13 protein-coding genes (1 of these 13 running past the window's edge) are annotated in these 10,793 nt (G+C 47.7%); 6 read left to right on the top strand and 7 right to left on the bottom strand.

Annotated features, from left to right (window positions below; translation table 11 throughout):
- Both thiI and EL268_RS09510 read right to left on the bottom strand, forming a co-directional pair.
- Nucleotides 1-281, bottom strand: partial view of a tRNA uracil 4-sulfurtransferase ThiI gene (gene thiI / locus EL268_RS09515; RefSeq protein ID WP_106654609.1) — the 5' end (the start) only. Its footprint begins 919 nt before the window's first position; only the first 281 of its 1,200 coding nucleotides appear in the window; the start codon lies at nucleotides 279-281; its stop codon lies off the left edge, out of view.
- 25 nt (nucleotides 282-306) lie between these two features.
- Nucleotides 307-1,476, bottom strand: a complete 1,170-nt coding sequence (locus EL268_RS09510) for a cysteine desulfurase family protein (protein WP_106654608.1) — start codon at nucleotides 1,474-1,476, stop codon at nucleotides 307-309.
- A gap of 276 nt (nucleotides 1,477-1,752) precedes the next feature.
- On the opposite strand from EL268_RS09510, the gene EL268_RS32710 reads away from it, so the two are divergent.
- Nucleotides 1,753-1,899 carry a hypothetical protein gene (locus tag EL268_RS32710; protein ID WP_017250402.1) on the top strand — a complete coding sequence of 49 codons (147 nt, stop codon included), beginning with the start codon at nucleotides 1,753-1,755 and terminating at the stop codon, nucleotides 1,897-1,899.
- Between the two features lie 113 nt (nucleotides 1,900-2,012).
- Here EL268_RS32710 and dapF read toward each other — a convergent pair whose 3' ends face one another.
- Nucleotides 2,013-2,873, bottom strand: coding sequence for a diaminopimelate epimerase (gene dapF / locus EL268_RS09505; RefSeq protein ID WP_106654607.1), 861 nt, complete (start codon nucleotides 2,871-2,873; stop codon nucleotides 2,013-2,015).
- A gap of 143 nt (nucleotides 2,874-3,016) precedes the next feature.
- Between dapF and EL268_RS09500 the strand changes: the two genes are divergently transcribed.
- A complete protein-coding gene (locus EL268_RS09500; RefSeq protein WP_106654606.1) occupies nucleotides 3,017-3,547 on the top strand; it encodes a DUF84 family protein in 531 nt (176 codons plus the stop codon).
- 56 nt (nucleotides 3,548-3,603) lie between these two features.
- Here EL268_RS09500 and EL268_RS09495 read toward each other — a convergent pair whose 3' ends face one another.
- On the bottom strand, nucleotides 3,604-4,185 hold the full coding sequence (locus EL268_RS09495; RefSeq protein ID WP_106654605.1) for a DUF1700 domain-containing protein: 582 nt from the start codon (nucleotides 4,183-4,185) through the stop codon (nucleotides 3,604-3,606).
- A 97-nt stretch (nucleotides 4,186-4,282) separates the two neighbouring features.
- Between EL268_RS09495 and EL268_RS09490 the strand changes: the two genes are divergently transcribed.
- Nucleotides 4,283-4,873: a 5' nucleotidase, NT5C type gene (locus EL268_RS09490; protein ID WP_106654604.1), complete on the top strand. Its 591-nt coding sequence runs from the start codon at nucleotides 4,283-4,285 to the stop codon at nucleotides 4,871-4,873.
- 60 nt (nucleotides 4,874-4,933) lie between these two features.
- Here EL268_RS09490 and EL268_RS09485 read toward each other — a convergent pair whose 3' ends face one another.
- Nucleotides 4,934-5,158, bottom strand: a complete 225-nt coding sequence (locus tag EL268_RS09485; RefSeq protein WP_106654603.1) for a DUF1540 domain-containing protein — start codon at nucleotides 5,156-5,158, stop codon at nucleotides 4,934-4,936.
- A gap of 52 nt (nucleotides 5,159-5,210) precedes the next feature.
- Here EL268_RS09485 and EL268_RS09480 point away from each other — a divergent pair, with 52 nt between their 5' ends.
- Nucleotides 5,211-6,041 (top strand): SDR family NAD(P)-dependent oxidoreductase, encoded by an 831-nt coding sequence (locus EL268_RS09480; protein WP_106654602.1) that lies wholly within the window; start codon nucleotides 5,211-5,213, stop codon nucleotides 6,039-6,041.
- On the opposite strand, the gene EL268_RS09475 is transcribed toward EL268_RS09480, so the two are convergent.
- A complete protein-coding gene (locus tag EL268_RS09475; protein ID WP_106654601.1) occupies nucleotides 6,018-7,274 on the bottom strand; it encodes an MFS transporter in 1,257 nt (418 codons plus the stop codon). The genes EL268_RS09480 and EL268_RS09475 overlap by 24 nt on opposite strands.
- A gap of 121 nt (nucleotides 7,275-7,395) precedes the next feature.
- A complete protein-coding gene (locus tag EL268_RS09470; protein ID WP_106654600.1) occupies nucleotides 7,396-8,619 on the bottom strand; it encodes an MFS transporter in 1,224 nt (407 codons plus the stop codon).
- A gap of 82 nt (nucleotides 8,620-8,701) precedes the next feature.
- On the opposite strand from EL268_RS09470, the gene EL268_RS09465 reads away from it, so the two are divergent.
- Together EL268_RS09465 and EL268_RS09460 are read left to right on the top strand one after the other, a co-directional pair.
- Nucleotides 8,702-9,433, top strand: a complete 732-nt coding sequence (locus EL268_RS09465; protein ID WP_106654599.1) for a winged helix-turn-helix domain-containing protein — start codon at nucleotides 8,702-8,704, stop codon at nucleotides 9,431-9,433.
- Nucleotides 9,408-10,727: an MFS transporter gene (locus EL268_RS09460; protein WP_106654598.1), complete on the top strand. Its 1,320-nt coding sequence runs from the start codon at nucleotides 9,408-9,410 to the stop codon at nucleotides 10,725-10,727. Before EL268_RS09465 ends, EL268_RS09460 begins: the two co-directional genes overlap by 26 nt.
- Nucleotides 10,728-10,793: the final 66 nt, after the last annotated feature.

Raw genomic sequence — 10,793 nt, 5'->3', positions numbered from 1 at the left:
TCCAGCGCTTTTTCCTTGATCGTTTCAATATCAGGATCTACCTGGATCGTCGGACTAAAGGAAGAAATACCAAAAACGCGTTTCAATCGCTCCATAACCGCATAAGCGTCTTCACCGTGCAGCTCCACATACATCCGACCGTAATTGCGTCGAACTTTTACTTTAAAAAACGAGCGCAGTACGTTTTTCACACTTTTTACAAGGGCCTCTTCGAATTGATCGCGGTTTTTCCCTTTTAGCGCCAACTCACCATAACGAATTAAAATAACATCGTAGTTCATATTTATCTCCTTTTAGTTGTCCACACTATTTTCTATGAGCGGGGGCAGGCTGTTGTTTGATATATGTACGAAGCACATTGACGCATTCCTCTAACGCCTTCACAAACTGCTGAATGTCCTCCGCTGTATTTTCCCGGCCCAGACTGACCCGCAGAGACGACAACGCGCAATCCCGCTCAATCCCAATCGCAGTCAGAACTCTGCTTGGCTCATTGGCTTTGGATGAGCATGCGGACTTGGTGGATATCAGAAAGCCTTTCTCCTCCAAAGCATGCAGCAGGACTTCCGCTTTTACTCCTGGTACTGACAAGTTCATAATATGAGGAGCCGTATTCGCTTCCGGGGTATTCACCATGCAACCTTCAATCTTTGCAATCCCTTCACGAAGCTGTTGATTCAATTTTTGCAGCCTGATCATCTCGACGCTGCCCAGTTCTTCGAGAATCCGGATTGCTTTAGCCATACCAGCGATGGCTGGGAGGTTTTCCGTTCCTGAGCGAACACCGCCTTCTTGACCGCCACCCATCATCAACGGGTGAATAATCAAGCCTTCTCGTTTATACAGAATGCCGACTCCTCTGGGGCCGTAAAACTTGTGTGCAGAGACGCTCAACAGATCAATCCCTGAATCCTTGATGCGCAAAGGAACTTTCCCAATTCCTTGGACAGCATCGACGTGAAACAAGACTTTCGGGAATTGCTTCAGCCATTGTCCGATTTCCAAGATCGGTTGAATGGTTCCCAGCTCGTTGTTCACATGCATGACCGAAACGAGAATCGTATCCGGACGCATTGCTTTCTGAACAGCTTCTGCCGATACGCGACCTTCACGATCTACCGGAAGATATGTCACAGCAAACCCTAGGCCTTCCAACTGTTTGCAAACATCGTAAACAGCCGGATGCTCTACCTGCGTCGTAATAATATGTTTCCCTCTGTTTTGATATTGAAAGGCTACACCCTTGATCGCCGTATTATTGCTCTCCGTACCACCTGAAGTAAAAATCACTTCACTTTCTTTACAGCCCAAGTACTGAGCGGCAACCTTTCGCGCCTGCTTCAGTACATTTTCCGCCTCTACTCCTTTTTGATGCAAAGAAGACGGGTTTCCATAGTAGCTTTCCATCGCGCGTCTAACGGTTTCAATCACTTGAGGATGAGGCCGGGTAGTCGCACTGTTGTCCAAGTAAATCACCAGTAAACACCTTCCTAAGGGCAAGATGCCCGAATACTACGCTTCATCATAACATGACTTTTCGTAAAGAACATACAAAGTATTACACTTCTCGACCTTATTTTTCCCTGAGTGTGTTGCTCTCAAAAGGCCAAATCAGACAATCTGAACAACCGTTCACAGACTATTCACGAATAAAGCGCTTACATCCAGATATAGGCTATTTACATTGTTTTGGCCTTTCGTTAGAATAGTCAATAAATTTAGATAAAAAACGACAACAAGGAGAGAACCACCATGACAGCACAAGCTATGCAAGAAGAAATCAAGAAGATGGAAGCCGAATTGAAAAGACTGCAAGCGGAACTGGCGAAGATGAACAAAAATACCCCTCAGTACGACCGCACGGATGTCGCATACCTAAATGAGGTGTACAACGCGTGACGCTCATTCGAATTCGATAGCGTGGTGACGGCATGAAGGATTCGCCGTGACCACGCTATTTTTTGTAAAAAAACCGCTCCTGTCGATTTCGACGGAACGGTTTTGGCTTGCTCCTATTTAAATGGGATCTCCCCTAAATACTCACCAGAAAAAACTTCAGTAGCCGGACCCGTCATATAGACGTGGTTATCCGCTTCCTTCCATTCGATAAAGAGATCGCCTCCTGCCAGGTGGACAGTGACTTCTCTACCTGTCTTTCCACTCAAGTGGGCAGCTACTGCAGCAGCGCAAGCTCCTGTCCCACAGGCAAGTGTTACACCTGATCCCCTCTCCCATACACGGAAAAGAATTTCCTCCTGATTCAATATTTGGATAAATTCGACGTTGGTTCGTTCAGGAAACCATTCGTGATATTCGATCATGGGACCATAGTGACGAACATCTTCTTCCTTCACTTCATCCACGAAAAGGATGGCATGAGGATTGCCCATCGAAACAGCCGTCATCGTAAACGCAGTTCCATCGACTTCAATTACCTCTTCTCGCACTCGCTCTTCAGGAATGCCTGTCATTGGGATCGCTGCTCGCTCAAAGCGAGGCTCGCCCATATCTATCGTTACTTGATCCACCTTACCATCTGATCCTAGCGATACGACAGGAGTGACGGTCCCTCCCAACGTCTCCACGGTAAACGTTGTTTGCTGAGTCAAACCGTGATCGAATACGTATTTGCTGACACAGCGCAATCCGTTTCCGCAATTTTTTGCTTCGCTGCCATCATTGTTAAAGACCCGCATGCGAAAGTCTGCTCGCTCCGATGGCATAATGAGGATCAGTCCATCGCCCCCAATGCCAAAATTCCGATCGCTCACCCTTCTTGCCAATTCGGGTAAATCTACACTCGATAAGTCTTCCTCAAAACAGTTGACGTAAACGTAATCATTACCCAAGCCATGCAGCTTTGTAAATTTCATCGTCCACTCCTCTTTCTCTTTCGCATGATAGGTCTGTCTCTTTTCTATGCCTATTATCTTATCACAACCTAGAGAATCGCGGTCGAATCAAAAGGTGGTATACTACCACTAGCATCGATGATGGAAAGAGGTGGAACAAGCCGTTGGATTATCATATTTTCCGCTATGCACTCGGAACGCAAAATGAAGCAAAACGTCTCGCTGTACAAAAAGCTACCGGCACGGAACCTTTCTGCTTATCTGTCCCCTCAGGAGTAGCGGCTCAGCCGATGAGTGAAGAAGAAACGATTACAGGAGCGATCAATCGAGCAAAAGCTGCCCGTAGTCAAACCCTAGAAGCAGAGATTGGGCTGGGCTTAGAAGGCGGACTTATGTACGATGAGCAGTTTACAAAGCAGTGGTATTTGATTTCCATCTGCGCAGCCTGGAATGGAAGTGAGCTATTTATTGGAAAGGGGCTGGCGTTTCCTATCCCGAATCAAGCCGTCCACCGAATCCAGCAGGAGCAAATTGAGCTTAGTACCATCATAGATGAATGGGGGAAAACCGTCGGCAGTAATCATCGCGGCGGCGCCTATTCCCTGTTAACGGATAATCGCGTACGCCGTTCCGATGTGTTTTGTGACGCCGTTATCGCAGCGATTACACCTTTTGTTTCTTCATTATACAAATAGCAGTACAAAAACCTCTCCGGCTGAATGAACCAGAGAGGTTTTGCGGTTTGATGCTTTTAGCGAGCCGTATAGTACGGGTAGATGACTAATGCGCCTAAAATGGCAATAGCACCTACGATCATCGCCCAGGCTCCCAGTGTCTTCGAGTTGCGTCGATACGCCAGATAGCCTAGCACCATTCCAATTGGAGCCACCAAGTACGGCATGAGAAACAGGGACAGGATCGATAAGCCCAAGCCAGTCATCCCGATACCGCTGGCCCTATTTTCTTGGCTGTCCTCTTCTGGGTCGATCTCATTAGCAGCACGACTGGTCGGAATGGGCTCGGCGATTTCCGCCGCAGCCTCGATGTCGTCATCTCTAACTTTGGCAACCGGTGAACGGTCCTCTTTCGTCAGGACAACGCCATCCAAACGCTCCGAAAAGTCGTTTCGCTCCTCATCCAGCTCGCCCGTATAGCGCTCTGTAAAGGAGTGGGGATCATAGTGAATCTTGCGTCTCGACCGCTCTTCGTCTTCGTCAAAGACGGCCTGTGTCCAAGTGTTCACTGCAAACTCCCTGTCGTGCTGATCGACCGTCTCGGAAAAGCCGGTGTCTTCCTTCCGCTTCGCATCATTACGTTCGTGTCGATCCAACATAGCATGCTCAGCCCCTTTTTTGGTAAAGGATTATTTAAGTGAAGGAAGTAGCCTTATTGTCTGCCTACGTTGTACAATTTAAACGGGAGGCGAGAGAATGAAACCAGACAAAATCCTAACCATTGGCATTGATATTGACGGTACAGTCACTTCACCTAGCAGTATTGTTCCGTTGATGAATGAGAGCTTTGGAAGAGATTTACGATATGAAGATTGTGTGGAGTACAATTTAGCCAACGTGTATCAAATCACGGACGCAGAATTCGAAGCGTGGCTGGATCAAAACGGGGAGCGCCTTTATGATGGTGCACCTGTTCACGGAATTGCCGATCAGGTTTTGCGCGATTGGTTTTCCTCCCACAAGCTGGTATATATAAGTGCTCGTGAGGATCGTCACCGCGATGTAACCTTACAATGGTTTGCTCGCTACAATATCCCTCATCATGAGGTGGATTTGATTGGGAGCCACGACAAACTGTCAGCTGCTCGCAAATGGGGCGTGGACCTGTTTTTGGAGGATCGTCTGGAGAACGCTTTGCAATTGTCAGAAGCACTGCAAATTCCCGTGTTCTTGTTTGACACTCCTTATAATCAAGCTTCCCTTCCTCCACTCGTCCATCGAGTCACAACTTGGGAAGAGGTCGCCCAAAAAGTCAACGAGCTCTTTCCGGCAACGACAAGCGTATAGGTCAATAGCAAAAAGACGTATCACCATTGAGGGATACGTCCTTTTTACGCCGAAGCCAGGTTATTTCTTTTCGGATTTCTTCGGCTTGAACGTCAGACAACAGGTTTCAGAAGATGTCTTTGCCTGATCCTGATGCTGCGTGTTTTGACCGTACTCGCCTGCGAATTCTTCTTTCAGGTTTACGGTAGCGTGGGCGTCAATTTCTACCATGATCTCTTCGGCGCTGCAAAGATTGCCCTGCGCCCAGTACTCACAGTTTGCTACTGAACATTTTACTGCTGGCATGTGCATTCACCCCCTAGAGGCTAGCCTTCACAACAACTTGGGGGCTTATACTTTGCCATTCGCAATGGAAATCAAAACTCTACACAAGAAAGAAGAGGATGACATGTCGACTCCCCGTATTGTCGTCATCACCGGGGCTTCTGGTGGCCTTGGTCTCGCTTTGACACGACTTCATTTGGAAAAAGGTGATTGTGTCATTGCCACGAGTCGCAAAGCCATCAACGAGAAACTCGTTTCGCTACAAGAAGCTTATCCTAATCATCTCCATCATTACCCGTTAGACGTCAGCAGCAACGAAGATATTCGGCAGTTCGCTGCATGGGTGCACATCCGCTTCGAACGCTGTGATTTTCTTTACAACAATGCCGGGATGGCAGTCTTTGAACCACTTATCGATATGCGCGTAGAGGAGCTGGAAGAAACTTTGCGAACGAATATTTCCGGTGTTCTCTACACGACCCGTGCCTTTTTGCCGATGATGCTTCAACAAAAGCACGGTCATATTATCACGGTTGCCTCACTTGCCGGACAGGTCGCAACAGCCAAAGCTGCGGTATATGCAGCCAGCAAAGCAGCTGTCATCCGCTTTAGCGAAGGATTGCACCATGAACTGCAAGGCACTGGAATTGCTGTGACGTGTGCGATGCCAGGACCGATCGACACACCCTTTTTGGATAAGGCAGACAAAACGGGTAGCTATCGAAGCAAAGTGAGTCGGTATTTATTGACACCGGAACAAACAGCAAAGGCCATTTACCAAGCGGCGGAAGCAAAGCGTCCGGAGGTTGCCATGCCATTTCGTCTGCATGCGCTCTCCCGCATCTACTTTTTATTGCCTCAGTGGCTAAAACACCTCGTCTCACCTCTCCTCAATCGGAAGTGATGAGGAATCCTCCAAGTTTTTCAATGCCCCGAATGCAAGAAGACCACAAATGATGCATACGGCTGCTCCGGCTCCAATGATCCCTTGAACGCCCAAGAAGGGTATGAGGAAGCCAGAGACAGCCGCTCCTGCCGGCATTCCTGTCCCCGTAATCGTACGAACGCTGGTCAATACACGCCCCAAGAGAGCATCGGGCACCTGTTTTTGCAGATAGCTTCTGTACATGATGTTATAGGGAGCAAAGCAAAAGCCTGCCACAACCATCGAAGCCATCGCGATCTCCAACCTCGAGAATAAAGCGATTGGCAATGTGGTCAATCCCCACGCCACGATAATCCCTGCGAGCGTCGAACCCAATGGAAGTTTCCACGTAACCGTCGAGAAAAAGAGAGAGCCTAGTAATGCCCCGACTGCCAAAGAAGACCACAGCATCCCTAATGCAACAGATCCTCCTGCCAAATCCTGATTCGCATACAGGGGTAGTGCAATTTCAATAGGACCGTACGACATGTTAAACAAAAACGTAAAGAAAACAAGAATAATCAATTGCTTGCGCCCAAATATGTAGCGATACCCTGTCCGCATGTCACTCAAGAGAGAACGGAAGAACACTCCCATTTGGCCTTTTGCAATCGCTGTAGGATTCGCACTTTTCGTAAGCTCTCGCGGCAACCGGGAGAAGCAGAAGGCACATACAAAAAAGCTGGCCGCATCGATCAACAGAACATAAGCCTCACCAATCAACCCAATTAAAACACCCGCGAGTGCCGGTCCAAACATATAAACAATTTGCCATTGCGTTTCCATCACGCCATTCGCTTTGACCAATTGATTTTTGTCCGAGACGATTCTCGGCAACAAAGTCTGTGCCCCGGCTGTGCTCAACGGAGAAAGGATTCCTGCAATCACAATCAGTGCGTATATCACAAATAGCGGAACTTGATCGACCTGCAATAATGCGACCAACGCTATAAAAATGAGGCCTCGCGCCACATTGTCCATCATGATGAGCTTGCGCCGATCAAACCGATCCAGCAAAACCCCCGCCACTAAACCAGCAAAAACAGCAGGGAGCATATACGCAAGAACAACCCCGCCCATCGCAGCAGGTGAGCCTGTTTTATTCATGACAAACCACGTCAAGCCCATCCAGCCAAACTGATCCCCCAGACCAGATAAAAACATCCCCAGCCAATACCAGCGAAATGAACGCTGCCGCCATAATTCCTTCATGCTGCATCTTCCTTTTTCTCTATTTTCCATTCATTGTATAGTTAGATTCATACTTTTTTCAACAATTATATTTATTAAACCTAAAAGTTTCATTTTGTACAAAAAAGAACCTCTGCTCCAATTAAGCGGAGGAATCTATCCTGACGTTTACTATCTTTTGCAACTTGCGACGGCTCCAAAGCCATAGAAGTCCTGCTGCAACCCCAAAGAACCCAAGCCACACGGAGACAGCGGCACTGCCGACCTGCTCTGCACTGAATCCGAGTATCAAGCAGCTCGCAGAAAAGCTTCCCATCGTCGCCATTTCCCGAATGGAAAAAACGCGAGCCAAATAAGCAGGATCAGACAGCCGCTGAAGCTTTGTCACAGACAATATCGAAGAGCTAAACTGAGCCGTTGATGCAAAGAGAATAGCGATTGCCAGCCCAAGTAGTGGCTTCATATGAAACACGGCGAAAATCGAGCATCCCATCGCTACGAGTGCCCATCCTTGGACACGCCACGTTCCCTTTTCACTCAGGCTGTCAGACAGCTTGTTCACGGCAATCCCAGCGATCACACCTCCAAGGCCCAACGGAATATCCAATAGTCCGAATACATACAAGCCCTCTCCCCGCTCCGTAAGAACATAGTACATAAGCATAATGTAATAGGCTCCACATACACGTTCCGCCATCTGATAGCCGATCACACTGCCAATTTCCCGATGTTTGCCGATATAGCGGAAGCCCTCATTTAGCCTTTCCATAAAAGGTACAGCGGCTTTCGACACAACATTGTTGGCAATATGCGGCAGCGGAAGCAAGATGAACAGCGACAACAAATAACAGGCGGCATCGAGCAAAAAGTTGTAGCGATAGGAGAACAAGTAAACCAGAACTGCTGCCACACCCTGACAGACAATAATGAGAAACGAAGTCGTTCCCTGCAAAAGGGAATTGGCAGCCAGCCTGTCTTTTTCCTCCACCGATTGTACGATCGCGACCTGCATGGCTGGTTGAAAAAAAGCACTGCAAACATTGACCAGAATCAATAACAAAAACGCCACCCATAAGTAGGTCGCAGATGTGATGAAGAAAAACAAACTGACGAGAATGCCGCGAAGCAAATTGACGACAATCATAACCCGCCGTTTATCCCAATTCTCCACAAGCGTTCCTGCGAAAAAGCTGGCAAATACATAAGGGATCATGCGAAACACAGTACCTGCCGCAAAAGAAAGACCCGATCCACTTAAATCATGTAAAAGTCCAACGACCGCAATAAATGTAAATTCATTTCCGATGATGTGTACAATGTGGGCCGTATACAAACGGCGAAAGACGGGATGTTGTAAGATCGCCACAGGAATGCATCCTCTCACCGTTTTCAATATTGTATCATTTGCCGAAAAATAAGCGCAATTTGATCTTGCGAAGTGGATCGTATTGAAACGATACGTAGTTGTGGAAACTCTGGATCAATTAAAAGCTGTCAGTGATTCCTTGCGTCTTCAAATTATCACGCTGCTGGTCAAGGAGGCATACACAGGCAAGCAGCTCGCAACAATACTCTCCCTTTCTCCCTCTAAAGTCCACTATCACCTGAAGGAATTGGAAAGCCACGGCTTCGTTGAGGTCGTACGCACGGAAGAAAAGAACGGGATCGTGCAAAAGTTTTATCGGGCTGTTGCATACGACTTCAAGGTAAGTGATGCTTTACTGCCCTCCCTACGAGAAGACAGTATCCTGCTGCAGGAAACAATGTTAAACCATCTGCGTTCCAGCATCACTCGGCTTTATAACGCTCCAGACGAATCATTCTTGCTCTTTTCGGATCAGGAGGATCGACCGCCAGCAATTGCAGTTAACTCCGAAGTGAAAGCACCTCGGAAGGAAATATTTGCTTGGATCAAAAAATATCAGTCTTTACTTGATGAGCTAGCCGAAATGGAAGATCGCTACTTAGAGAGGATTTCTGCTGGAGAAGCTGAGGATACGGTTGAAAACTTTTACATGGTCACAGTCGGGTTCATGACGAATGAACGCTACTACGTCGCAGAAGACGATTCCTTGCCAGATAACTATGAGCTCCAGCAGTCTGAATCCAGGCATTTCACCGGCAAGATTGTGGTGAAGAAAAAGAAGGAGGACAATGGCGATGAGCTCGCTAGCGACTAACAACTCCCTCTGGAAAAATGGATCATTTGTCCGGTTATGGTGCGGAACTTTATTTTCGGCGATGGCTGACGGAGCTTTCTTCATCCTGCTCAACTGGTTTATCGTGAATGCCATCGGCTCAGGAGCAATCCTCGGCACAACTTTGATCTGTATGTCGATCCCCCGTCTCCTCTTTATGCTGGCGGGCGGGGTGGCTGCCGATCGGCTGAATCGAAAATGGATTATGTTTTCCTCCCTTTTGGCTAGAGGGATGATTCTGGCCGGCTTCAGTTTGCTTATGCTTCAAGAAAATGGCGCCTGGTTCCCTGTCAGTCTGTACGTGATGGCAGCTTTATTCGGAACAGTCGATGCATTTTTTTGGCCAGCACGCAGCTCGATTTTGCCCTCTCTTGTCTCTCGAGAACAACTTGCGCCCGCTAACAGCTTAATGGAACTATGTCACCAGATTAGCTTGGTTGCCGGACCGGTTGTTACTGCCTTATTAATTGGAACAGTGAGTTATCCGATTATGTTTATGATTTTGGCATGCACCTTCATCGTGGGAACACTCTTTGTCCTCTCTCTCCAGACACACTCGTCCACCAAAGAAACGACTTCAGAGCCTTCAACAGATTCAAAGGGACACTCCTATTTCAAGGATATCGTGGGAGGAATTCGTTTTACGTATTCAATCCCGATCCTTGCGATTATTTTAACAACATCACTGTTCACCAACATGATGTTCTCCGGCCCAGTTAATATGATCATTCCCATTCATGTGAATGACCTCGGATGGGACGGGAGTGCTTATAGCTCACTCAGTACCTCTCTTGGAGCGGGCATGATTGTCGGCGGGATTTTGACCGGATTGTTCAAAGGATTCCGTGGAAAATTCCTGTTACTCCCCGTTATCCTTGGAGGAATGGGAGTTGGAATCAGCTCGTATTATTTCATCCAGCAGCTTTCCTTTGGGCTCGTCTCTCATTTTCTCATCGGAATGGCACTCAGTATGACAAATATTCCGTTTATCACCTATATTCAAAGCATCGTTCCTGCCAACATGCTCGGTCGCGTCATGTCATTGCTTTCCTTGATGTCCATCGGCTTTGGGCCAGTCAGCTATGCACTGTGCTCCTTTCTTCTCGCCAAGAATATCGCAACACCGGGGCTTCTATTACTCATTGGCGGTATCATATTTGCAAGTATCAGCCTTTGCCTGTTGTTTTTCCGTTCGTTCCGGCAAATGGAGCAGCATCCGAACTGGAAGCGACCTATGGTAGAGGAGCAGCAGCTTCCTGCCACCCTTTCTTCGTAACGCCTCTACTATAAATAGAAAGAACGCGCACCTCGCAAGCATGAGCTCTTGCGTGTACGCGTTTTG

The organism is Brevibacillus brevis, from assembly GCF_900637055.1.
Classification (GTDB): Bacteria; Bacillota; Bacilli; order Brevibacillales; family Brevibacillaceae; genus Brevibacillus; species Brevibacillus brevis.
Note: the sequence above shows the minus strand (reverse complement) of the source record. Positions and strands in the feature narration are given on the sequence as shown.

Bases quoted from the DNA above. Each gene is read 5' to 3' on its own strand.
- EL268_RS32710 (WP_017250402.1), top strand. From the start codon at position 1,753: ATGACAGCACAAGCTATGCAAGAAGAAATCAAGAAGATGGAAGCCGAA.
- dapF (WP_106654607.1), bottom strand. From the start codon at position 2,873: ATGAAATTTACAAAGCTGCATGGCTTGGGTAATGATTACGTTTACGTC.
- EL268_RS09495 (WP_106654605.1), bottom strand. From the start codon at position 4,185: ATGTTGGATCGACACGAACGTAATGATGCGAAGCGGAAGGAAGACACC.
- EL268_RS09490 (WP_106654604.1), top strand. From the start codon at position 4,283: ATGAAACCAGACAAAATCCTAACCATTGGCATTGATATTGACGGTACA.
- EL268_RS09485 (WP_106654603.1), bottom strand. From the start codon at position 5,158: ATGCCAGCAGTAAAATGTTCAGTAGCAAACTGTGAGTACTGGGCGCAG.
- EL268_RS09475 (WP_106654601.1), bottom strand. From the start codon at position 7,274: ATGAAGGAATTATGGCGGCAGCGTTCATTTCGCTGGTATTGGCTGGGG.
- EL268_RS09460 (WP_106654598.1), top strand. From the start codon at position 9,408: ATGGCGATGAGCTCGCTAGCGACTAACAACTCCCTCTGGAAAAATGGA.